The sequence below is a fragment of the Pseudomonas sp. GW823-FHT06E10 genome (assembly GCF_058794995.1).
This window is the reverse complement of the sequence record NZ_JBXAHJ010000001.1, coordinates 326,586-347,728: the sequence shown is the minus strand read 5'-3', so window position 1 is coordinate 347,728 and position 21,143 is coordinate 326,586. Positions and strand designations below refer to the sequence as shown.

The 21,143-nt window shown below is 61.2% G+C and carries 23 protein-coding genes and 1 pseudogene; 14 read left to right on the top strand and 10 right to left on the bottom strand.

All coding sequences use genetic code 11. The features are described from left to right. The first annotated feature begins 421 nt into the window (after window positions 1-421). The 4 genes from glnK (at window position 422) to sutA (ending at window position 3,197) form a co-directional block, all read left to right on the top strand. Window positions 422-760, top strand: a complete 339-nt coding sequence (glnK, locus tag AC1Q6Y_RS01615) for a P-II family nitrogen regulator (protein WP_002555808.1) — start codon at window positions 422-424, stop codon at window positions 758-760. Window positions 761-795: 35 nt separating this feature from the next. Continuing rightward, window positions 796-2,133 carry an ammonium transporter gene (locus AC1Q6Y_RS01610; RefSeq protein WP_057712776.1) on the top strand — a complete coding sequence of 446 codons (1,338 nt, stop codon included), beginning with the start codon at window positions 796-798 and terminating at the stop codon, window positions 2,131-2,133. A 213-nt stretch (window positions 2,134-2,346) separates the two neighbouring features. Further along, entirely contained in the window at window positions 2,347-2,772 is a 426-nt protein-coding gene (locus tag AC1Q6Y_RS01605) for a secondary thiamine-phosphate synthase enzyme YjbQ (protein WP_150724915.1), read from the top strand. Window positions 2,773-2,873: 101 nt separating this feature from the next. Next, window positions 2,874-3,197: a dormancy-specific transcriptional regulator SutA gene (gene sutA / locus AC1Q6Y_RS01600; protein WP_008050867.1), complete on the top strand. Its 324-nt coding sequence runs from the start codon at window positions 2,874-2,876 to the stop codon at window positions 3,195-3,197. Between the two features lie 186 nt (window positions 3,198-3,383). Here the strand turns inward: sutA and AC1Q6Y_RS01595 are convergent, their stop codons facing one another. The 6 genes from AC1Q6Y_RS01595 to lptM are packed head-to-tail and all read right to left on the bottom strand — an operon-like array spanning window position 3,384 to window position 8,000. Next, a complete protein-coding gene (locus AC1Q6Y_RS01595; RefSeq protein ID WP_492623946.1) occupies window positions 3,384-4,091 on the bottom strand; it encodes an HAD family hydrolase in 708 nt (235 codons plus the stop codon). After that, a complete protein-coding gene (gene xerC, locus AC1Q6Y_RS01590; protein WP_429521734.1) occupies window positions 4,088-4,987 on the bottom strand; it encodes a tyrosine recombinase XerC in 900 nt (299 codons plus the stop codon). Before xerC ends, AC1Q6Y_RS01595 begins: the two co-directional genes overlap by 4 nt. 2 nt (window positions 4,988-4,989) lie before the next feature. Continuing rightward, entirely contained in the window at window positions 4,990-5,715 is a 726-nt protein-coding gene (locus AC1Q6Y_RS01585; RefSeq protein WP_015097340.1) for a DUF484 family protein, read from the bottom strand. 13 nt (window positions 5,716-5,728) lie between these two features. Beyond that, window positions 5,729-6,559, bottom strand: a complete 831-nt coding sequence (gene dapF, locus AC1Q6Y_RS01580) for a diaminopimelate epimerase (protein ID WP_008015513.1) — start codon at window positions 6,557-6,559, stop codon at window positions 5,729-5,731. Window positions 6,560-6,563: 4 nt separating this feature from the next. Next, entirely contained in the window at window positions 6,564-7,811 is a 1,248-nt protein-coding gene (gene lysA / locus AC1Q6Y_RS01575; protein WP_057712781.1) for a diaminopimelate decarboxylase, read from the bottom strand. A 12-nt stretch (window positions 7,812-7,823) separates the two neighbouring features. Continuing rightward, the gene (lptM, locus tag AC1Q6Y_RS01570) at window positions 7,824-8,000 is read right to left on the bottom strand and encodes an LPS translocon maturation chaperone LptM (protein WP_007980804.1); all 177 of its coding nucleotides are present in this window, start codon (window positions 7,998-8,000) and stop codon (window positions 7,824-7,826) included. A 209-nt stretch (window positions 8,001-8,209) separates the two neighbouring features. On the opposite strand from lptM, the gene cyaY reads away from it, so the two are divergent. From cyaY to rnk, 3 genes are all read left to right on the top strand, one after another. Continuing rightward, window positions 8,210-8,542: an iron donor protein CyaY gene (cyaY, locus tag AC1Q6Y_RS01565; RefSeq protein WP_057712782.1), complete on the top strand. Its 333-nt coding sequence runs from the start codon at window positions 8,210-8,212 to the stop codon at window positions 8,540-8,542. Between the two features lie 4 nt (window positions 8,543-8,546). Then, complete coding sequence (locus AC1Q6Y_RS01560) at window positions 8,547-8,765, top strand: DUF1289 domain-containing protein (RefSeq protein WP_079246817.1); 219 nt, start codon at window positions 8,547-8,549, stop codon at window positions 8,763-8,765. A gap of 267 nt (window positions 8,766-9,032) precedes the next feature. Beyond that, window positions 9,033-9,443: a nucleoside diphosphate kinase regulator gene (gene rnk, locus AC1Q6Y_RS01555; RefSeq protein WP_057712783.1), complete on the top strand. Its 411-nt coding sequence runs from the start codon at window positions 9,033-9,035 to the stop codon at window positions 9,441-9,443. Window positions 9,444-9,450: 7 nt separating this feature from the next. On the opposite strand, the gene AC1Q6Y_RS01550 is transcribed toward rnk, so the two are convergent. The 3 genes from AC1Q6Y_RS01550 to AC1Q6Y_RS01540 form a co-directional block, all read right to left on the bottom strand. Next, the gene (locus tag AC1Q6Y_RS01550) at window positions 9,451-12,294 is read right to left on the bottom strand and encodes a class I adenylate cyclase (RefSeq protein WP_492623945.1); all 2,844 of its coding nucleotides are present in this window, start codon (window positions 12,292-12,294) and stop codon (window positions 9,451-9,453) included. Between the two features lie 195 nt (window positions 12,295-12,489). Continuing rightward, window positions 12,490-12,735, bottom strand: a complete 246-nt coding sequence (locus AC1Q6Y_RS01545; RefSeq protein WP_090452110.1) for a TIGR02647 family protein — start codon at window positions 12,733-12,735, stop codon at window positions 12,490-12,492. Between the two features lie 209 nt (window positions 12,736-12,944). Continuing rightward, window positions 12,945-13,229, bottom strand: a complete 285-nt coding sequence (locus AC1Q6Y_RS01540; protein WP_057712786.1) for a hypothetical protein — start codon at window positions 13,227-13,229, stop codon at window positions 12,945-12,947. Window positions 13,230-13,353: 124 nt separating this feature from the next. Between AC1Q6Y_RS01540 and AC1Q6Y_RS01535 the strand changes: the two genes are divergently transcribed. Continuing rightward, the gene (locus AC1Q6Y_RS01535) at window positions 13,354-14,013 is read left to right on the top strand and encodes a glutathione S-transferase family protein (protein ID WP_150814549.1); all 660 of its coding nucleotides are present in this window, start codon (window positions 13,354-13,356) and stop codon (window positions 14,011-14,013) included. Between the two features lie 119 nt (window positions 14,014-14,132). Here the strand turns inward: AC1Q6Y_RS01535 and argH are convergent, their stop codons facing one another. Further along, a complete protein-coding gene (gene argH / locus AC1Q6Y_RS01530) occupies window positions 14,133-15,527 on the bottom strand; it encodes an argininosuccinate lyase (RefSeq protein ID WP_008001478.1) in 1,395 nt (464 codons plus the stop codon). Between the two features lie 343 nt (window positions 15,528-15,870). On the opposite strand from argH, the pseudogene AC1Q6Y_RS01525 reads away from it, so the two are divergent. The 6 genes and pseudogenes from AC1Q6Y_RS01525 to AC1Q6Y_RS01500 all read left to right on the top strand — a co-directional run. Beyond that, a pseudogene (locus tag AC1Q6Y_RS01525) lies at window positions 15,871-15,993 on the top strand (sensor histidine kinase); the annotation flags it as partial. Then, window positions 15,990-16,736 (top strand): LytR/AlgR family response regulator transcription factor, encoded by a 747-nt coding sequence (locus tag AC1Q6Y_RS01520; protein WP_057712788.1) that lies wholly within the window; start codon window positions 15,990-15,992, stop codon window positions 16,734-16,736. The pseudogene AC1Q6Y_RS01525 and the gene AC1Q6Y_RS01520, both read left to right, overlap by 4 nt. A gap of 138 nt (window positions 16,737-16,874) precedes the next feature. Continuing rightward, entirely contained in the window at window positions 16,875-17,816 is a 942-nt protein-coding gene (gene hemC / locus AC1Q6Y_RS01515; protein ID WP_090452109.1) for a hydroxymethylbilane synthase, read from the top strand. After that, window positions 17,813-18,580: a uroporphyrinogen-III synthase gene (locus tag AC1Q6Y_RS01510; protein WP_218494643.1), complete on the top strand. Its 768-nt coding sequence runs from the start codon at window positions 17,813-17,815 to the stop codon at window positions 18,578-18,580. Before hemC ends, AC1Q6Y_RS01510 begins: the two co-directional genes overlap by 4 nt. Before the next feature lie 16 nt (window positions 18,581-18,596). Continuing rightward, on the top strand, window positions 18,597-19,760 hold the full coding sequence (locus AC1Q6Y_RS01505) for a uroporphyrinogen-III C-methyltransferase (protein ID WP_492623944.1): 1,164 nt from the start codon (window positions 18,597-18,599) through the stop codon (window positions 19,758-19,760). Next, window positions 19,757-20,995, top strand: a complete 1,239-nt coding sequence (locus tag AC1Q6Y_RS01500; protein ID WP_057712792.1) for a heme biosynthesis protein HemY — start codon at window positions 19,757-19,759, stop codon at window positions 20,993-20,995. Before AC1Q6Y_RS01505 ends, AC1Q6Y_RS01500 begins: the two co-directional genes overlap by 4 nt. Window positions 20,996-21,143 lie beyond the last annotated feature (148 nt).

Genomic DNA, 21,143 nt, shown 5'->3' with positions numbered 1-21,143 from the left:
GGGCAATGTCCTGGAAACAATGACGGGCAGTGTATCACGCAGTGTCTATAGTCATTTGCGCGGGCAAGGGATGCACGCTTTTCGCGCATTGGGACAGGCGGCGTTGCACCGTTGTTGTGCGTAACGTGCGGGGTCTTGTCGCGAAGTATCCACCATCCACCTGTAATGGCTTGAAAACAGTCGGTTTTGTGGAGATGGCAAGCTTTCTGCTTAGATGCTGGTGACCCATGCACTGATGCAGTCGCTGTGACGAATGCAGTGCGCCAAACGGAACGCGGGGGAGTGTTTCGTGAGGAGCGGTTAGCTGGCGTCGGACGGGCAGGTAAGGCCGACGATGCGTTACAAAGCCAGGCACTGCGCTTAGACTTGAGACGGGTTTGTTTTCCTGGGGCAAGTCCACCAAATTCGGGAGAGAGTTTTCATGAAGCTAGTCACTGCCATCATCAAGCCGTTCAAGCTGGACGACGTACGCGAGTCGCTGTCCGAGATCGGCGTGCAGGGCATTACCGTCACCGAAGTCAAAGGCTTTGGTCGGCAGAAGGGTCACACCGAGCTGTATCGCGGCGCGGAATACGTGGTCGATTTCCTGCCCAAGGTGAAGATCGACGTCGCCATCGACGACAAGGATCTGGACCGGGTAATCGAGGCCATCACCAAGGCTGCCAACACCGGCAAGATCGGTGACGGCAAGATCTTCGTGGTCAATCTGGAACAGGCGATTCGCATCCGTACCGGCGAAACCGATACCGACGCTATCTAAGCCGCCACAAACCCAACGCCCCAGGAGAAAACAATATGACTCTGCGTAAATTCGCAGGGCTAGGAGCCCTGTTGTCCATCGTAATGCCCAGCCTTGCTCTGGCGGCAGACGAAGTGGCGGCCCCAGTCCTCAACTCCGGCGACACCGCCTGGATGTTGACCTCGACAGCTCTCGTGCTGTTCATGACCATTCCCGGCCTCGCGCTGTTCTACGGCGGCATGGTTCGGTCGAAAAACATTCTTTCCGTGATGATGCAGTGCTTCGCCATTACCGGTCTGATCAGCGTCCTGTGGGTCATTTATGGCTACAGCATCGCGTTCGACACCACGGGCATGGAGCAGGGCGTCGTCAACTTCAACTCGTTCTTCGGCGGCATGGGCAAGGCGTTCCTGGCGGGTGTCACGCCAGCGAGTCTGACCGGCCCGGCAGCGCTGTTCCCCGAGGCGGTGTTCATCACCTTCCAGATGACCTTCGCGATCATCACCCCGGCGCTGATCGTCGGTGCGTTCGCCGAGCGGATGAAGTTCTCCGCGATGCTGATTTTCATGGGCATCTGGTTCACCCTGGTGTATGCGCCGATTGCGCACATGGTCTGGTCCGGCAACGGTGGCCTGATGTGGGACTGGGGCGTGCTCGATTTCGCCGGCGGCACCGTGGTGCACATCAACGCCGGTGTAGCAGGCCTGGTTGCTTGCCTGGTGCTGGGCAAGCGCAAGGGTTTCCCGACCACGCCGATGGCGCCGCACAACCTCGGTTACACCCTGATGGGCGCGGCCATGCTGTGGGTTGGCTGGTTCGGTTTCAACGCCGGTTCCGCCGCTGCGGCCAACGGCACCGCCGGCATGGCGATGCTGGTGACGCAAATCGCTACCGCTGCTGCTGCACTGGGCTGGATGTTTGCCGAGTGGCTCACCCACGGCAAGCCTAGCGCACTGGGCATCGCTTCGGGCGTGGTTGCCGGTCTGGTGGCAATCACCCCGGCTGCCGGCACCGTTGGCCCGATGGGCGCCTTGGTAATCGGTCTAGCGGCTGGCGTGGTGTGCTTCTTCTGCGCTACCACCCTCAAGCGCAAGCTCGGCTATGACGATTCCCTGGACGCCTTCGGCGTGCACGGTATCGGCGGTATCCTCGGCGCAATCCTGACCGGTGTGTTCGCTGCTCCGTCCCTGGGTGGCTTCGGCACCGTGACCGACATCGCCGCACAAGTGTGGATTCAGTGCAAAGGCGTGGGCTTCACGGTGATCTACACCGCGATCGCTACATACATCATCCTCAAGGTGCTGGATGCGGTCATGGGCCTGCGTATCAACGAAGAAGAAGAAGCGGTCGGCATCGATCTGGCGCTTCACAACGAACGCGGCTACAACTTGTAAGCAGGCGCGTAAAAAACTGCCCGGCTTGCCGGGCATTTTTTTGTCTGGAATTTGTCGTTGAAGGCCGAGCTGAAAGGTTTTTTCCTACAGGTTTTATGATGTTTACGTCGGGTGTTTTTGTGCAGCCAAAGGCTTACAGGATTGAAGGAATATTAGGGCCTTTGTTTTTTCACAGAGCGCGCTAGAATGCGCCCCGAACGTGCGGAGAACTGTATGTGGCAACAGACTCTGATTACCTTGCGGGCGAGGCCCCGGGGCTTTCATCTGGTAACGGACGAGTTACTCGCCGGCCTGCCTGAACTCAAGGCGTGTCGGGTCGGTCTGTTGCACTTGTGGCTGCAGCATACCTCGGCGTCGTTGACCATCAACGAGAACGCCGATCCGGCGGTACGTCGCGACTTCGAACGATTTTTCAATCGTCTGATCCCACAAGGAACAGACGGCTATGAGCATAACGACGAAGGCCTGGACGACCTCCCGGCGCACTTCAAGGCCAGCGTGCTTGGCTGTCAGCTCAGTTTGCCGATTGCGGCAGGCCGGTTGGCGTTGGGGACCTGGCAAGGCGTTTATCTGGGCGAGCACCGTGATCATGGCGGTGCCCGTAAAGTCCTCGCCACCGTGCACGGTGAAGAGGCATAACCGCTGGTCAGCAGCGGCTGTTGATTTTTTTCCGGCAGCCTTCGACAGAGGGTAAAGCTGGGCTATAACTAATCTGCTTTTCGCAAGTCATGAGGTAGAACATGAGCGACGATGATCTGGAAAACGACGACCTCGAAGTAGGCGACGACGACGAAACCGAAGAAGGTCTGGAAGCAGCGGCGGAAGACGTCGCTGAAGACGACGGTGGTGATGCGCCGGTTCCGACTGCCAAAGGCAAGGCCAAGGCAGCGGTATCGGTCGATGAGCTGCCGAGTGTCGAAGCCAAGAACAAGGAACGCGATGCTCTCGCGCGGGCCATGGAGGAGTTTTTGGCCAAGGGTGGCAAGGTGCAGGAAGTGGAGGCCAATGTGGTCGCCGATCCGCCCAAGAAGCCGGACAACAAGTACGGCAGCCGGCCTATTTGAGCCTGCTACCCGCTTACTGAAAAAGCCCGCCGTCGCTGCGGGCTTTTTCATGCCTGAAACAAAAAACATGAAACCTGTGGTGATCCCTGTGGGAGCGAGCTTGCTCGCGATGGCGGAGTGTCAGGCAACATTTATTTTGAATGTTAAGCCCTCATCGCGAGCAAGCTCGCTCCCACGGTTTTTTTGTCAGTTCGATACCGAATTCCACCGCGCCAGCAATGCCGGCAAATCGCTAAGGCTGCGAATCTCCGCATCCGGCAACCGTTCGGCTTCCCAGACCTTGCCCGCCGGGTTGAACCAGATCGCCCGCATTCCCGCCTGCTGCGCACCGGCAATGTCATCACCTGGATGATCGCCAATGTGCACCGCCGATTCAGCGGTCGCGCCACCGCGTTGCAAGGCCTCCTGGAACAATCGCGCATCGGGTTTGGCAATGCCGATGTCTTCGGCGCAAAGCGCAAACTTGAAGTAATCCGCCAGGCCCAGCCGGCGCACATCGGCGTTGCCATTGGTGACCACGCCGAGGGCGTAATGATTGGCGAGGATTTCCAGGGTCGGTTCGACCTCCGGAAACACTTCGATCTGATGCCGGGCATGCAGGAATACTTCAAAACTCTTGTCCGCCAGGTCCGAGGCTTCGTCATGCCCATAACCGGACTCTTCCAGTGCGTGGAACAGCACTCGCCGACGCAGGGCGCTGATGCGGTGCTTGAGGCTGGGCTCGTTGCTCAATACGCGCTCACGAATGGCCCACAAATGTTCCACCGGCACTGCCCCCAGGTTGGGCGCGTGCTCGGTCAGCCATTCACGCAAAACGGCTTCGGCGCTGACGATCACCGGGGCGGTGTCCCACAGGGTGTCGTCGAGGTCGAAGGTGATCAACTGAATACTCATGAATCGTCGCCTTTCATGCGTTTGGCCCGTGGGTGGGCGCTGTCGTAGACGACTGCCAGATGCTGGAAGTCCAGGTGGGTGTAGATCTGTGTGGTCTTGATGTCCGAGTGTCCGAGCAGTTCCTGCACCGCGCGCAGGTCCTGGGACGATTCCAGCAAATGGCTGGCGAAGGAGTGTCGCAACATGTGCGGATGCAGGTTCTGCCCCAGTTCACGCTCGCCGGCAGCCTTGACCCGCACCTGGATCGCCCGGGGGCCGAGGCGGCGGCCTTGCTGGCTGACGAACACCGCATCGTCCGTCGGGTTGGCCATGGCTCGCAATGGCAGCCACTGCTCCAGCGCTTCGCGGGCCTTTTTTCCTACAGGCAGCAGGCGGGTCTTGCTGCCTTTGCCGAGCACCTGGACCATGCCGTCAGCCAGATCGAGCTGATCGAGATTGAGCCCCGTCAGCTCCGAAAGCCGCAAGCCGGAGGAATAGAACAGCTCGAGAATCGCTTGGTCCCGACGTGCCAGAAAGTCATCCTCGACCCCGCCTTCCAGCAGTTGCAGGGCGCGGTCGGTGTCGAGGGTTTTCGGCAGGCGGCGTTCGCCTTTGGGCGGTGCGAGGCCATTGGCCGGATCGTGGTCGCACAGGCCTTCGCGGTTCAGGTAGTGATAGAGCCCGCGAACGGCTGACAGTAATCGCGCCAGGCTGCGGGACGATTGGCCTTGGGCGTGCAGACGGGCAACCAGGCTACGCAGGCGCTGGATGTCCAGCGCCGTCCAGCTGCCGATATTCTGTTTGACGCACCAGCCCAGCACTTTATCGAGGTCGCGGCGGTAGGCCGACAGTGTGTGCGGCGACACCTGCCGCTCACTGCGCAGGTGTTCGCAGTAAGCGTCCAGTTGTCGTTCCATGTTCAGCGTACCGAGCGCAGGGAATTGTTGACCCGTGGCAGCACGCGACCCATGACTTCAGCGATGTAGCTCAGGAACAAGGTGCCCACCGAGCTTTTGTAGTGCTGCGGATCACGGCTGGCGATGGCCAGGATGCCGTGGATGCCCTGGTGGCTGATGGCGACAACCGCGGTGGAGCCGATCTGCTTGCGCTGTTCTTCGCCGAACAGGAAGTCCAGTTCATGCTCGCGCAGGCTGCCGCTGACGCTTTTGTCTTCCGAGAGCAAACCGCCGATGGCCACTTGAGCTTCGGCGTGGGTGACCCAGCGGCCCACCGGCATGGCGTTGTCGCCGAGCAGGATGAGGCTGACGAAGGGCACCTGGAATTCCTGGCGCAGGCTGTCTTCGACGCACATCACCACGTCTTCCAGGCTGGCAGCATCCATCAATGCCAGGATCAGGCGACGGGTCTTTTCGAACAGGCGGTCGTTGTCCCGGGCCACGTCCATCAAATGCGACAGGCGATGACGCAGTTCAATGTTGCGGTCGCGCAGGATGGTCATCTGACGCTCAACCAGCGACACGGTATCGCCGCGCCGATGGGGGATACGCAGGGACGGGAGCAGTTCTTCGTGCTCGACGAAGAAGTCCGGATGAGCCTCCAGGTACGCGGCTACAGCCGCCGCCTCGAGGCTTTCGGACGGTGATTCGTCAGCTTGTCGTGCGGGTACCTGAGGCTTGTCGGTCATGGATTTCGCTCACTCAAAGACGCACTTGTCCTTCATATACGCGCACTGCCGGGCCGGTCATCATCACCGGTTGGCCAGGGCCTGCCCATTCGATGGACAAGCGCCCGCCAGGCAGGTCGATCAATAGCGGCGAATCCATCCACCCCTGGCTGATCGCGGCCACTGCGGCGGCACAGGCGCCGGTTCCGCAAGCCTGGGTTTCCCCGGCCCCACGCTCCCAGACGCGCAATTGCGCGCGGCTCCGGTCGATGACCTGGAGAAAGCCGACATTGACCCGTGCCGGGAAGCGCGGGTGATGTTCGATTTTCGGGCCCAGTTCATGCACCGGCGCGTTGTTGATGTCGCTGACCCGTACCACCGCATGGGGGTTGCCCATGGACACGGCAGCCAGATCGACCGGGGTGCCGTCGACGTCGACCTGATAACTCTTGGCCTGCTCCGGCGCCTGGAACGGAATATCCGCTGGCACCAGGCGCGGGGCGCCCATGTTGACGCTGATCTGCCCGTCGTTACGCACGTCCAGCTCAATGATGCCGCTTTTGGTCTCGACGCGAATCACACGTTTTGCAGTCAGGCGCTTGTCGAGCACGAAACGGGCGAAGCAGCGCGCACCGTTGCCGCACTGTTCCACTTCGGAACCGTCGGAGTTGAAGATCCGATAGCGGAAATCCACGTCCGGGTTGCTCGGCGCTTCAACGATCAGCAACTGGTCGAAACCGATGCCGGTGTGCCGGTCACCCCATTGCTTGGCATGCTTGGGCAGAATGTGCGCGTGCTGGCTGACCAGGTCGAGGACCATGAAATCATTGCCCAGGCCGTGCATCTTGGTAAAACGCAGCAGCATGGTTTTACTCCGGCAGCAGGCTTTCGCCAGCATACAACTCGGCTACCGTTTCACGGCGACGCACTTCAAATGCCTGATCACCGTCCACCAACACTTCTGCGGCACGGCCGCGGGTGTTGTAGTTGGAACTCATGACAAACCCGTAGGCACCGGCCGAATGCACGGCCAGCAGGTCGCCTTCCTCCAGCGCCAGCTGACGATCCTTGGCCAGGAAGTCGCCGGTCTCGCAGATCGGGCCGACGATGTCGTAGGCGCGGGCAGCGGAGGTGCGCGGGCTCACGGCGGTGACGTCCATCCAGGCCTGATACAGCGCCGGGCGGATCAGGTCGTTCATGGCGGCGTCGACAATGGCGAAGTCTTTGTGTTCGGTGTGCTTGAGGTACTCGACCTGAGTCAGCAGCACGCCGGCGTTGGCGACGATGAAGCGGCCCGGCTCGAACACCAGCGCCAGGTCACGACCGTCGAGACGTTCGCGCACGGCCTTGATGTAGTCGGCAGCCAGTGGCGGCTCCTCGTCCTTGTATCGCACGCCCAGGCCACCACCGAGATCGATGTGGCGCAGGTAGATGCCGCAATCGCCAAGGCGATCGACCAGGCCCAGCAGGCGGTCGAGAGCGTCGATGAACGGCGGCAGGGTGGTCAGTTGCGAGCCGATGTGGCAATCGACGCCGACCACTTCCAGGTTCGGCAGCTGCGCGGCACGCACGTACACGTCTTCGGCGTCGGCGATGGCGATGCCGAACTTGTTCTCTTTGAGACCGGTGGAAATGTACGGGTGGGTGCCGGCATCGACGTCCGGGTTCACGCGCAGCGAAATCGGCGCGCGAACGCCCAGTTCGGCGGCGACCACCTGCAGGCGTTCCAGCTCGTCGGTGGATTCGACGTTGAAGCAGTGCACGCCGACTTCCAGGGCGCGACGCATGTCGTCGCGGGTCTTGCCGACGCCGGAGAACACAATCTTGTCGGCGCTGCCGCCAGCGGCCAGTACGCGTTCCAGCTCGCCACGGGAGACGATGTCGAAACCGGCGCCAAGACGCGCCAGGACATTCAGGACACCCAGGTTGGAGTTGGCCTTGACCGCGTAGCACACCAGGTGCGGTGTGCCGACCAGCGCATCGGCGTAAGCCAGGTATTGGGCTTCGATGTGCGCGCGCGAGTAAACGTAGGTGGGTGTACCAAAGCGCTCGGCGATGGCAGACAGGGCAACACCTTCCGCGAACAGTTCACCGTCACGGTAGTTAAAAGCGTCCATGAGGTTCCCTTATTATTGGTAGACGTCGTGCTTGTGTGCTTTGGAGGCAGGCTGCTGCTGCGACGACTTGGCTTGCTCCACAGGGTCCTGGTCTTCATCGGGCAGGTACAGCGGGCCTTTTTGACCGCAGGCCGACACAAGGCAGGCAACCGCGAGGAGCGCAGCAAGGGAAGAGATCAGGCGCTTCATGGCGAAATCCTTGAAAATGCATTAATTGCGCCGGAGTATACCGGCCACCCGGCAGCTTGCCTATGCAACGGACCGCCCGTCCGGCGGGGCTCGGCCCGATGCCGGTCGGTATCATGCAATCCCACAGGTCGTTATCCTTTGCAATCGACGGAGCTCGGTCGTATCTTGCGGCGCTTGAGCCTGATCAGACACTTTTTGAGGTTGCCGTAATGAGTTTGTCCGAAGCGCGTTTCCATGACCTGGTCGATGCCACCCAGCAATCCCTGGAGGACATCTTTGACGAGAGCGACCTGGATATCGACCTCGAAAGCTCGGCCGGTGTGCTGACGGTCAAGTTCGAGAACGGCAGCCAGTTGATCTTCAGTCGCCAGGAGCCGCTGCGCCAGCTGTGGCTGGCAGCGGTATCCGGTGGTTTCCACTTCGACTACGACGAAGAAAGCGAGCGCTGGATGTGCGACAAGAGCGAAGAGCAGTTGGGTGAAATGCTTGAGCGTATCGTCCAGCAGCAGGCCGGTGTCGAACTCGATTTCGAAGGCCTGTGAGATCGTGACCCAGCCTGCGCCTGTCCGTGCGCCCAAACCGCTCTACAGCAATGTCAGCCCGGCGGTACCGTCGCCCTGCAGCGGTGTGTGCCGGCTGGACGAGCAGAAAGTGTGTCTGGGCTGCTTCCGCCATGTCGAAGATATTCGTGAGTGGCGCTCGGCTGATGACGAGCGTAGGCGGGTGATTTGTGCGCAGGCTGCCCACCGCAAAGCTTCAGTCTAGTGAGTCATTGTGGCGAGGGGGCTTGCCCCCGTTGGGTCGCGTAGCGGCCCCAAGTTTTTACGGCTGCTGCGCAGCCGAACGGGGGCAAGCCCCCTCGCCACAGGAGTTCTCTACAAGTCCATAGCGTCGGTTTGGCCATGACTTGTATATTTTTTGAGCTGTGATAGTGTCCAGAAACGCCTCAACCCATCGAGGCTTGTGAAAACCCCGCCTTTTTCTGGCGGGGTTTTGCTTTTTTCGTGCAGAAGAAAGGAGTCTGCCCAGATCATGACCTCACCTTCCATCACCCTTACCCGTCTGGACGTCCAGCGTCTGGAGCGTCTGATCGACAGCCTGGACGACACGCTGCCGGGCGTTATTGCGCTGCAAACCGAACTGGATCGCGCCGATACCGTGGTCGGCCACGATGAAGTGCCGGCGGATGTCGTGACCATGAATTCCCGAGTGCATTGCCGCGAAGAAGGCAGTGGCAAGGACTACCACCTGACCCTGGTGTACCCCAAGGATGCGAATGCCGACGAAGGCAAGGTCTCGATCCTGGCGCCGGTGGGCAGTGCGCTGCTCGGCCTGAAGGTTGGCCAGCACATCGATTGGCCGGCTCCGGGCGGCAAGACCCTGAAGCTGACACTGCTGGAAGTCGAATCGCAGCCGGCCAATGGCGGCGCGTTCCCGGAGTGACTTCCCCTCAGACTTGATCGAGCGCCTCGTTCAATGCGTGCTCCAGGTCGGCTTTGTAGCGCAGGTACAGATGGGTGGAACTCTGACCTTCACCGAGCAGGCCTGACAGGTCGAGGTCGGTGATGTAGCAGCGGTAGCGTTCGGTTTCCCGGCGCTGCCCGACGATTTCCCGGGCGACCACGCGGAACAACTGGTCGCCATGTTCCAGCTCGGAAAATTCCCGTTGATTGCAATACAGCGTCACGTGCACCTGACCCGGTGCGGCTTTGCCGACGATCGCCTGCACGTCGTAGAACGGCTTGTTCACTGGCGTCTGCGGCACCGGCCGGGCTTCGATGCGGCGTGCGCGGCCAGGGCCTGACGATAGCAACTGGCAGTACAGGGTGTCGAGGTTCAGCGGGTGGGCTGCGTCCATCGGCAACAAGGCATCGCGACGGTACTGGATCGATTGCAGGAAACGCTGCAGCGGCACCAGCAGGCTTTGCTCATCGTGCCAGGGCAGGCGTTGCTGCCACAGGGCGTTGAACTCATCGAGCACGTACAGATCAGCCTGATCTTCGTTGACCCTATAGAACACTTGAATGCAGTCCGGTTGGCCCGTTGGCAGGAACAGCGCAAGGTCGTGGTCTTCCAGTGCCTTCGGATCGAGGTGCAACGGGCTGTAGCTCGCCATTTCTTCGCCCAGGTAATCGATCAGCGCCGGCAGAGTGGCCAGCGCGATGTGCTGGACCTGGCCCGGCACCAACTCCAGCACGTGGTAGTGCTGCTGGACCTGGATCAGGTAGCGATGATTGAGCCGGCTGAGCAGAAGGTTCTGCGCGGTATCGAGGATTTCTTCCACCCGTTGGGCAATGAACTGCGCGCGGTTATGGCAGAAGCAACGCACCCGCAGCTTCGGCTGTTGTGGTCCGGCCGGCAGGTTGTTGAGGTAGTCGCGGATGCAGTCGAGCAGGGCGTGGGGGCCGTCGTAGCGGCCGACCAACACTTCGTTCCAGCTATTGAGCGTGACCTGGTCCAGAGTCAGCACCAGATTTTCCCGGACACCGGCGTAGCTCAGGGAGTCGGTGCGCTCGGTGGTCATGAGGATGTTAAGGTCGCGATGGTGCTTGAGCGGATCGATGCCGACATTCACCAGGATCAGCACTTCACTCGGCACGCTGGCGCGCAACAGAGGTTCCTCGGCGACGGTGGGCAAGGGCAGGGCGATGGTCTGTTGCAGGCTGCCGAGCAGGTTGAACAGTTCGAATTCGCTCAAGTCGCTGGTGCCGGGGTGCAAGGCCAGGCGGGTACTGCTGTCGATCACGCCATTGCGGTGGCACCAGGTCAGCAGTTCGAGCAAGTGACGGCTGCGTTTGATCGGCGCGAAATGCTCCCACTCCAGTGCCGTCAGGCTGCCGTTGTACAAGCCCCACTGGCTTTGCCCCGGCTCTTTCTTGTTCGGTGCGTGCACCAGCGTCAGGGTGTCTTCAGCCAGGTCCGGGGCGATGCCGGGATTGATGAATTCGACTTTACCGGCCTTGCGCTCGAAAGCGGCGTACAGGCGACGGCCGAGGACACTCAGGTCGCGCTTGTTGATGCGGCTGACCGTTTGTTCGTGACGGGCAAACTGGGTGAGGAAGCGGTAGCTGTAGTTCAGCTCGTTGACCAGTGCCCGCCGCTCGGAGCTGACCTGGCGGACTTTCCACTGGCTGCGGCTGTCGAGCAGGGTCAGTTGACGCTGGTCCCAGTGCCATTCATGGGCCAGGCGTTCGAGCAAGGAGCGCTGCCAGCTCTGGGTGCGGCTGTTGCCGGTGAGTTTGCGATTGACCTTCAGGTACAGCGCGCGCCGCACCAGTTCCAGCCGTTCCGGTTCGTTGCGGGCGATCAGGTATTCCTCGATGCGCCGATACACCACGACATACGGATCCAGTTCGTCGAGGTCGAGACGGTTGGCGAACACCGCTTGCTTGAAGCGCAGGCTCAGGCAATGGACCCTGGGGTGTTCGCTGGCGTAAACCTCGGTCAGCAACAGCTTGAGCACCGACTTGTAGGGCGACTCGATGCCCTTGAACAACTGCCAGAGCCCGGCACCGATGAATTCGCCGGGCGGGATGTAGGCCAGGTTGCCGAGGTCGAGGGTTTCATCGGCACGGATGAAGCGTTTGGAGATCAAGGCATGGGTGTAGCGGTCGTAGCTCGACTCTTCGTAGACCGGCACCAGCCACCAGATCGGTGTGCGCCCGGCGAGCCAGATCGCGGTGCGGTAAAACTCGTCCAGCAACAGGTAGTGCTGGGTGGTGCCGCAATCTTCCGAGCTCAGCTGGGTATCGCGCTCACCGCGGACGAAACGGCTCGGGTCGATCAGGAAAAAATGCGCTTCGGCGCCCTGGCTGGCGGCCCAGGCTTCCAGCAACTGGCATTTCTTGCGCAGCTCGGCGAGTTCGTTTTCGGTCAGGTCCGGCCCATGGCAGACCCACACATCCATGTCGCTCTGGTCGGCCTGGGCCAGGGTGCCGAGGCTGCCCATCAGGAACAGTCCGTGAATCGGCCTCGGCGGGTTGCTGCCGTGGCGCGGCTTGTAGGAAAACGAGCGGGTCAGGCGCTGGGCTTCAGCGAGGACATTGGCATCCGGCTCGAAATTCGACAGCCCGGCCGGCGTACTGCCGGAAACGTAACCGGGCAACAGCGGATGGTTAACGTGGAAAAACAGCGGCAGCAAGGTCAGGACCCCTTGCTGGCGGGTCGACAACCCTTCCATGGCGCGAGCCATGCGTCCTTCGTTGAGTTTCAGAAAACGTGCGCGCAGCTGGCTGAGAACCTTGCGGTCGATTCCCTCGTCCAGATCGGGGCGGATTTCGTGGGTGCGCGTCATGTCAGCTCAAACCGGCTCGCAGGGCTCGGACGTGGGGCTCTTCGGATGAGGGGCAGTTTAGCGCCTTGAGGCGAGGACTTTTAAGCTGATTTTGTTTTTCTGGCGTCAGATTTCTATCGGCTGCAGACAGGAATCAGGGGGAATGTGCCCGCGGAAATCCCTGGATCGGGGTCTCCGTGGGCGATGCGGCAGAATTCAGGCTGTTACTTCGGCGTTAAGAATGGTCAGCACGGTTTGCACATTTTGCGCGGCGTCACGACCCAGGCTGGTCAGGTAACCGCCATCAGGCTGGTCGGTCAGTTCTTTTTCAAAGAGGCGTTTGGCGGCGGCAACGTGTTTCGGGGCAGCGGTCTGATGAATTTTCAGACCTTCCTGGGAACTGTCCAGGTTGAAGAGTGCGAGGACTTCCAGTTCGGCAACCAACTCAGGGGTAAGCGACATAAGGACTCCAGACTTTCTAGGAATTGGACGACAGCGCCCCTAAGGTGAACCCGCTTGTCCGGCATGTCCAGTGCTCGCGACAGGGTTTTTTTACTCTGTAGGAGCGAGCTTGCTCGCGAAGGTCGTCAACGATGACGCGTAAAACCAGATGCCCCGTGGCGCTCTCGGGTTTTTCGCGAGCGGGCTCGCTCCTACAGGGATGTGTGGGCTTACTGCTTTTCCGGCGGCAACTCGGGCAAGGCGCGCAGGGCAGCTTCGTACCATTCGGTGTTGAACGCGCGGTCTTCTTCGAGGATCGCGTCGATTTCTACCGCCAAAACGTGGGCCATCAAGTTGAGGATTTCTTCCCGCTCGTAACCCACCAGCGTCAGCTTGTTGAACGTCGCCTTGGCAGCCGGCGGGTTGTCGCTTTCGATCTGGTTTTCGATGGCCTGGATCAGGGTGGTTTCGGCGAACTCTTCTTCGTCGTTGTCGATATCGGTTGGCTCGCTCATGGCAGGCTCCTCAGGGAAAGGCGGCCAGTTTACCCGCATTCAGCGGCGTGATGCTGCTGGCAAGAATCCCGGCAGCGTTCTATAAACAGGCACTGCCCACCCCGCATGGCCTGGAGGCTTTGTGATGATCAAGCTTTATGGATTCTCCGTCAGCAACTACTACAACATGGTCAAACTGGCGCTGCTGGAAAAAGGCCTGCCCTTCGAAGAAGTACCGTTTTACGCTGGCACCAGCCCCGAGGCACTGGCCATCAGCCCTCGCGGAAAGGTCCCGGTGCTGCAGGTAGAGCAGGGCTTCATCAATGAAACCAGCGTGATCCTCGAATACATCGAGCAAAGCCAGAAAGGCACGCCGCTGCTGCCGAGCGATCCGTTCGAGCGCGCGCAGGTGCTGGCACTGGCCAGGGAAATCGAGCTGTACATCGAATTGCCAGGCCGGGCCTGCTATCCCGAAGCCTTTTTCGGCATGACCCTGCCGGATGCGATCAAGGAAAAAACCAAAGCCGAATTGTTGCTGGGGATGGCTGCGCTGGGCCGGCATGCCAAATTCAGCCCTTACGTGGCTGGCGACAGCTTGAGCGTGGCGGATCTGTATTTCCTGTTCAGCGTGCCGCTGGCGTGTGGGGTCGCCAAGAAGTTGTTTGGCATCGATCTGTTGGCCGAGATGCCAAAGGCCAAGGCGCTGCTGGAGTTTTTGGGGGGGAATCCGAATGTGCAGCGTGTGGCGGCGGACCGGGAGGCCGCGATGCCGGCGTTCATGGCGATGATTGCTGCCAAAAAGTAGTTCTGTGGCGTTCTGAAGTCAGTCATCGCGGGCAAGCCCGCTCCCACAGGTTTCTTTGTTTGCCATGGATTTTTGGCAAGTACTGGATCCTTGTGGGAGCGGGCTTGTCCGCGAAGCTTTTAGCGGCTGGCGAGGAGCGCCTGACCGCGAGCCACTGCAGCCTTCACCTGCGCTGGCGCGGTGCCGCCGATGTGGTTACGGGCATTGACCGAGCCTTCCAGGGTCAGCACGGCGAACACGTCCTGGTCGATCTGGTCGCTGAACTTGCGCAGTTCTTCCAGGCTCATTTCCGCCAGGTCCTTGCCGCTGTCCACGCCGTACTTCACGGCATGGCCGACGATTTCGTGGCAATCACGGAATGGCAGGCCGCGACGCACCAGGTAGTCGGCCAGGTCAGTGGCGGTGGAGAAACCGCGCAGGGCCGCTTCGCGCATCATCGCGTGCTTGGGCTTGATCGCCGGGACCATGTCGGCAAAGGCCCGCAGTGAGTCGCGCAGGGTGTCGGCGGCGTCGAACAACGGTTCCTTGTCTTCCTGGTTGTCCTTGTTGTAGGCCAAAGGCTGGCCTTTCATCAGGGTCAGCAGGCCCATCAGCGCGCCGAACACGCGACCGGTCTTGCCACGCACGAGCTCAGGCACGTCCGGGTTTTTCTTTTGCGGCATGATCGAGCTGCCGGTGCAGAAACGGTCGGGCAGATCGATGAACTGGAACTGCGCGCTGGTCCACAGCACCAGCTCTTCGGAGAAGCGCGACAGGTGCATCATCGCGATACTGGCCGCCGAGCAGAATTCGATGGCGAAATCACGATCGGAGACGTTGTCCAGCGAATTGCCGCCAACCGCGTCGAAACCCAGGAGTTGGGCGGTGTATTCGCGATCGATCGGGTAGGTGGTGCCAGCCAGTGCCGCGCTGCCCAGTGGCATGCGGTTGGTGCGCTTGCGGCAGTCGACCAGGCGTTCGTAGTCGCGGCTGAGCATTTCGAACCAGGCCAGCATGTGATGCCCGAACGTCACCGGTTGTGCGGTCTGCAGGTGGGTGAACCCCGGCATGATGCTGGCGGCTTCGCGCTCGGCCTGCTCCAGCAGGCCTTTTTGCAGGCGGGTGATTTCAGCCAGGATCAGGTCGATCTCGTCACGCAGCCACAGACGGATGTCGGTGGCGACCTGATCGTTACGGCTGCGGCCGGTGTGCAGTTTTTTACCGGTCACGCCGATGCGGTCGGTCAGGCGCGCCTCGATGTTCATGTGGACGTCTTCGAGGTCGATGCGCCAGTCGAACTGACCGGCCTCGATTTCGCCCTGGATGGTGTTCAGGCCATCGATGATGCTGTCGCGCTCGGCATCGGTCAGCACACCGACCTTGGCCAGCATGGTGGCGTGGGCGATCGAGCCCATGATGTCGTGGCGATACAGGCGCTGGTCGAAGGTGACGGAGGCGGTGAAGCGGGCGACGAAGGCGTCGACGGGTTCACTGAAGCGGCCGCCCCAGGACTGATTGGTCTTGTCAGTGCTCATGAATTCGCTCGTATCGGCTTGAAGTAAGAAGGCGTGGAACGCTGGCGCGGATAATAACAGGGTTGCCAATCCTGTCGCTGACACTGGTCGATACGTTTTTTTGGGGAGAGAAGGACCGGTCCGGGGCAAGAGCCGCGCATTTTTGCCGAACGATATTTTCCAATTGAGCAATATCGTCCCGGCAACCGTCTACAGTTGGACAGTAGGATCAGCGCATTTTCTCGGTGCAGCCGCTGACTATAAGAAGAGTGGGGTGTTCATATTGCGTATCAGCAAACCCTGTGGCGATGCATCGCCAACGCGGGCCTGGGCCGCCAATCGCCCGGTAGATGAAAATTTAGCCGCCGGACCAGCGGCACTTTTTGACGCTCGCGCTAGTCTTAGCGTGGATCGCGGTGACGGACGTCACTTCACCTGTCTACGCTATCCTTGTGCGAGACTCACGCAGGAATCCAGCGCAATATGAATGTCCTGATCGTTGATGACGAACCCTTGGCCCGCGAGCGCCTGAGCCGAATGGTTGGCGAACTCGAGGGGTACAGTGTCCTGGAGCCTAGTGCCACGAATGGCGAAGAGGCGTTGGCACTGATCGACAGCCACAAGCCGGATATCGTGCTGCTCGATATCCGCATGCCCGGCCTGGATGGCCTGCAAGTGGCTGCTCGGTTGTGTGAACGCGAAACTCCCCCCGCCGTGGTGTTCTGCGCCGGGCCCGATGAATTTGCCGTGGAAGCCTTACAGGCCAGCGCCGTAGGCTATCTGGTGAAACCTGTGAGAACTGAACAATTACATGACGCATTAAAGAGAGCCGAGCGCCCCAATCGTGCCCAGCTCTCCGCCCTGACCCGCCCTGCTGCCGAAAGCGGCAACGGCCCGCGCAGCCATATCAGCGCCCGAACCCGTAAAGGGATCGAGCTGATTCCGCTGGATCAGGTGGTGTATTTCATTGCCGACCACAAATACGTGACCTTGCGCCACGAAAGCGGCGAAGTGTTGCTCGATGAGCCGCTCAAGGCCCTCGAAGATGAATTCGGTGACCGTTTCGTGCGTATCCATCGCAATGCACTTGTCGCCCGTGAGCGTATCGAGCGATTGCAACGCACACCCCTGGGGCATTTTCAGCTGTTCCTCAAAGGCCTCAACGGTGATGCGCTGATCGTCAGCCGTCGTCATGTGGCTGGGGTACGCAAAATGATGCAACAGCTTTAAAAAGCTGTTCGCAGGCCAATTTCACACCCGATTGCCGGACATCCGGGGCCAGGGAGGCCGAGTAGTATCTGATACAAGTCAAAGTGGATTTGGCTGAGCTGTTATTATCCGTCATATCTATTCAGTACGGATTGATCCATGTCCTCTCGCCAGATCCGCATCGCCACCCGCAAAAGCGCTCTCGCCCTGTGGCAGGCCGAATACGTCAAGGCCCGTCTTGAAGCAGCCCATCCGGGCCTGCTGGTGACCCTCGTCCCCATGGTCAGCCGTGGTGACAAGCTGCTTGACTCTCCGCTGTCGAAAATCGGCGGCAAGGGCCTGTTCGTCAAGGAGCTCGAAACCGCGCTGCTGGAAAATGAAGCCGACATCGCCGTGCACTCCATGAAGGACGTGCCGATGGACTTCCCCGAAGGCCTCGGTCTGTTCTGTATCTGCGAGCGGGAAGACCCGCGCGATGCCTTCGTTTCCAACACTTACACCAACCTGGATGAGTTGCCCCAGGGCAGCATCGTCGGTACCTCCAGCCTGCGCCGCCAGGCTCAATTGCTGACCCGTCGCCCGGACTTGGAAATCCGCTTCCTGCGCGGCAACGTCAACACCCGCCTGGCCAAGCTCGATGCCGGCGAATACGACGCCATCATCCTCGCCGCTGCCGGCCTGATCCGTCTGGGATTCGAAGACCGCATCACCTCGGCCATCAGTGTCGACGACAGCCTTCCGGCCGGTGGCCAGGGCGCGGTGGGTATCGAATGCCGCAGCGCCGACAGTGAAATCCATGCGTTGCTGACACCCCTGCATCACCAGGACACCGCCACCCGCGTGACCGCCGAACGAGCCCTCAACAAGCACCTCAATGGCGGCTGCCAGGTGCCGATTGCCTGCTACGCCGTGCTGGAGGGTGAGCAGGTCTGGTTGCGCGGGCTGGTGGGCGATCCAGGCGGTGGCCTGCTGCTCAGCGCACAAGCCCGCGCCCCTCGCGGCGATGCCGAGGCATTGGGTGTACGAGTCGCTGAAGACCTGCTCAGCCAGGGTGCAGACGCCATCCTCAAAGCGGTCTATGGCGAGGCTGGTCACGAGTGATCGGCTGGCGCTTGCTGCTGACGCGTCCCGCCGAAGAAGCGGCGGCGCTGAGCAGTTTTTTGGCCGAGCAGGGGATATTCAGTAACAGTCTGCCGCTTTTGGACATCATGCCCATTGAGGCCACTGACACAATGCGCCAGGTGATTCTGGCGCTGGATCAGTTCTGCGCCGTCATCGTGGTCAGCAAGCCGGCCGCCCGGATCGGCGTCGAACTGCTCGAGCGGTATTGGCCAACACCGCCCGGTGTGAAGTGGTTCAGCGTCGGCGCGGCGACCGCGCAGATCCTCGGGGATCACGGGCTGGACGTGAGCTTCCCGGCAGAAGGCGATGACAGTGAAGCCTTGCTCGAACTTTCCCGACTGCGCGAGGCTATCGCACAACCCGATGCACGAGTGCTGATCCTGCGCGGGGAGGGCGGGCGCGAGTTGCTGGCTGAGCGTTTGCGTGAGCTTGGTGCTAGTGTCGAGTATCTGGAACTGTACCGCCGGGGATTGCCGATTTACCCGCCGACACTGCTGCCGCAACGGATCCAGGCGGAACGCCTGAACGGGCTGGTGGTCAGCAGTGGACAAGGTTTTGAGCACCTGCATCAACTGGCCGGCGATGCCTGGCCGCAGTTGGCGCGGTTGCCGTTGTTTGTACCGAGCCCCAGGGTTGCCGAGCTGGCGCGTGCCGCCGGGGCCAAAACAGTTGTGGATTGTCGTGGCGCCAGTGCCGCGGCCTTGCTGACGGCGTTACGGGAGCATCCCGTACCCGTTTTCTAATGCAAAGGATGGATACGTGAGCGAAACAGCCTTGCCTAAAGATGACTCGCGACCGGTGCTTGATGCACCTGTTGATGCACCTGTTGATGAAATGCCGCCGCCACCACCTGCTGCCGGGCAGCGTCGAGGCAATGGTCTGGCAATCATCGCGCTGCTGTTGGGCGCGGCCGGTGTAGCGGTGGGCGGTTGGGGTGTCTGGCAGGTGCGTCACCTGCAGGCCAATAATCAGCAGCAACTGAGCCAGGTGCAGGCGCTGAATGACCAGGCGCAAAACCTCAAGCTCAATGAGGAGCGCCTGAGCGCACGCCTGGCGCAATTGCCTCCCGCCGATGAGCTGGAAGCACGCAGTCGTCTGGTGATTCAGCTGCAAGGTGATCAGCAGCGGTTGAGCCAGCGGCTGGAAACCGTTCTCGGTGCCAGCCGCAAAGACTGGCGTCTGGCCGAGGCCGAGCACCTGCTGCGTCTGGCCAGCCTGCGACTGTCCGCCTTGCAGGACATCAGCAGTGCCCAGGCACTGGTCCAGGGTGCCGACGAGATACTGCGTGAGCAAAACGATCCGGGCTCCTTTGCCGCTCGCGAGCAGGTGGCCAAGACGCTGATCGCCTTGCGCAGCACCGAACAACCGGATCGCACCGGGCTGTTTCTGCGTCTGGGCGCGCTGCGCGATCAAGTGGCCAGCCTCACCGAGCTGGCACCGGAGTACAAGGACCGTGGCGATTCGCTGCTGGGCCTGACTGCCAATGGCGACGGTGCCAGTCGCTGGGCGCAATGGTGGGATCAGATTTCGCGCTACATCCGCATCGACTTCAATGCCGACAAGAACGTTCGCCCATTGCTGGCAGGCCAGAGTCTGAGCCAGGTACGCCTGGCCCTGAGCCTGGCGCTGGAGCAGGCACAGTGGGCCGCACTCAATGGCCAGCCGGCGGTTTACTCCCAAGTGCTGGACGAGGCGCGGGACATCCTCAAGGGCAACTTCAATCCGGACAACGCACAAAGCAAAGTCATGCTTGAACAGGTGGCCGAGTTGAGCGTGCAACCTGTCACCGTCGTCACGCCGGATATGACCGGCACCCTGAGCGCGGTGCAGGGGTACCTGGAGCGGCGCAACGTCAACGCCGAGGATTCGGTCAAGCCACTGGCCAGGCCTGCCGCGAGCGCCGCGCCGGAGGCCACGCCATGAGACGCCTCTATGTGATCGTGTTCCTCGTGATCGCCGCTGCCGCTGCGCTGGGGCTGGCGATTGCCGAGCATTCCGGCTACGTGCTGATTGCCTACAAGACCTTCCGTTATGAGTCGAGCCTGTGGGCTACTTTGGCGCTGGTGGCTGTGCTCTGGCTGGTGATCTGGGGCATCAGGTCGCTGGTCGAACTGGTGATGGCTTCCAGTGGCGTGGTCAATCCGTGGTCACGGCGTAACCGCAGCCGTCGAGTGCAGGTGGCGATCGAGCACGGTCAGCTGGACCTGGCCGAGGGTCGCTGGGCCAGCGCGCAACGTCACTTGCATCGGGCTGCCGAAGCCGAGCGTCAGCCGCTGCTTTACTACCTCGGCGCTGCCCGTGCCGCGAACGAACTCGGCAATCACGAAGAAAGCGACAACTTGCTGGAGCGCGCCCTCGAACGTCAGCCCCAGGCCGAGTTGGCGATCGCCTTGAGCCACGCCCAGTTACAGACCGATCGCGGTGATACCGCAGGCGCCCTGGCCACCCTGCAAGCCATGCGTGAACGCCATCCTCATAACGCACAGACCCTGCGTCAATTGCAGCGCCTGCTTCAGCAGCGTGGTGACTGGTCGGCAGTGATTCGCCTGCTGCCGGAGCTGCGCAAGGACAAAATCCTGCCGGCGGCGGAGCTCGCCGAGCTGGAGCGTCGGGCCTGGGGGGCGAACCTGTCTCTGGCGGCGCAACGGGAAGAAGACGGAACGGTGGGACAGCAATCGCTGGAACGTGCCTGGCAACAACTGACTTCCGCACAGCGTCAGGAGCCGCAACTGGTGCTGGCGTATGCCGAGCAGTTGCGGCAACTGGGGGCTCAGGTCGAGGCCGAAGAAGTTCTGCGCACCGCGCTCAAGCGCAGCTACGACAGTCATCTGGCCCGACTCTATGGACTGGTTCGGGGCAATGATCCGGCCCGCCAGTTGCAGGCCGCCGAAGGCTGGCTCAAGGACCATCCGGCCGATCCGGGCCTGCTGCTGACACTGGGTCGTCTATGCCTGCAAAACAGTTTGTGGGGCAAGGCCCGGGACTATCTGGAAAGCAGCCTGCGTGTACAGCGCAATCCGGAAGCTTGTGCCGAGCTGGCGCGTTTGCTGGCGCAAATGGGCGATGCCGAGCGCAGCAACCAGCTGTTTCAGGAAGGCCTGGGGTTGTTGGATGAGCGCTTGCTCGCGGCCCCTCTGCCAACGCCAGTCGGCGCTTGACCCACTCGCAGGCACCGGGCTCCGGCGCCTGCGCGATGACCTGCGACGAGGGAGCAAGCACCCTCGCCGCAGTGCGATGATTAGTTGAAATTCAGTCGCGAAATTTCATCGCAGACAAAGTCCTACAGAGGACTACATTTTATCCTCT

Coding starts and splice junctions, on each gene's coding strand:
- glnK (WP_002555808.1), top strand. CDS start 422: ATGAAGCTAGTCACTGCCATCATCAAGCCGTTCAAGCTGGACGACGTA.
- AC1Q6Y_RS01610 (WP_057712776.1), top strand. CDS start 796: ATGACTCTGCGTAAATTCGCAGGGCTAGGAGCCCTGTTGTCCATCGTA.
- AC1Q6Y_RS01605 (WP_150724915.1), top strand. CDS start 2,347: ATGTGGCAACAGACTCTGATTACCTTGCGGGCGAGGCCCCGGGGCTTT.
- sutA (WP_008050867.1), top strand. CDS start 2,874: ATGAGCGACGATGATCTGGAAAACGACGACCTCGAAGTAGGCGACGAC.
- AC1Q6Y_RS01595 (WP_492623946.1), bottom strand. CDS start 4,091: ATGAGTATTCAGTTGATCACCTTCGACCTCGACGACACCCTGTGGGAC.
- xerC (WP_429521734.1), bottom strand. CDS start 4,987: ATGGAACGACAACTGGACGCTTACTGCGAACACCTGCGCAGTGAGCGG.
- AC1Q6Y_RS01585 (WP_015097340.1), bottom strand. CDS start 5,715: ATGACCGACAAGCCTCAGGTACCCGCACGACAAGCTGACGAATCACCG.
- dapF (WP_008015513.1), bottom strand. CDS start 6,559: ATGCTGCTGCGTTTTACCAAGATGCACGGCCTGGGCAATGATTTCATG.
- lysA (WP_057712781.1), bottom strand. CDS start 7,811: ATGGACGCTTTTAACTACCGTGACGGTGAACTGTTCGCGGAAGGTGTT.
- lptM (WP_007980804.1), bottom strand. CDS start 8,000: ATGAAGCGCCTGATCTCTTCCCTTGCTGCGCTCCTCGCGGTTGCCTGC.
- cyaY (WP_057712782.1), top strand. CDS start 8,210: ATGAGTTTGTCCGAAGCGCGTTTCCATGACCTGGTCGATGCCACCCAG.
- rnk (WP_057712783.1), top strand. CDS start 9,033: ATGACCTCACCTTCCATCACCCTTACCCGTCTGGACGTCCAGCGTCTG.
- AC1Q6Y_RS01550 (WP_492623945.1), bottom strand. CDS start 12,294: ATGACGCGCACCCACGAAATCCGCCCCGATCTGGACGAGGGAATCGAC.
- AC1Q6Y_RS01545 (WP_090452110.1), bottom strand. CDS start 12,735: ATGTCGCTTACCCCTGAGTTGGTTGCCGAACTGGAAGTCCTCGCACTC.
- AC1Q6Y_RS01540 (WP_057712786.1), bottom strand. CDS start 13,229: ATGAGCGAGCCAACCGATATCGACAACGACGAAGAAGAGTTCGCCGAA.
- AC1Q6Y_RS01535 (WP_150814549.1), top strand. CDS start 13,354: ATGATCAAGCTTTATGGATTCTCCGTCAGCAACTACTACAACATGGTC.
- argH (WP_008001478.1), bottom strand. CDS start 15,527: ATGAGCACTGACAAGACCAATCAGTCCTGGGGCGGCCGCTTCAGTGAA.
- AC1Q6Y_RS01520 (WP_057712788.1), top strand. CDS start 15,990: ATGAATGTCCTGATCGTTGATGACGAACCCTTGGCCCGCGAGCGCCTG.
- hemC (WP_090452109.1), top strand. CDS start 16,875: ATGTCCTCTCGCCAGATCCGCATCGCCACCCGCAAAAGCGCTCTCGCC.
- AC1Q6Y_RS01500 (WP_057712792.1), top strand. CDS start 19,757: ATGAGACGCCTCTATGTGATCGTGTTCCTCGTGATCGCCGCTGCCGCT.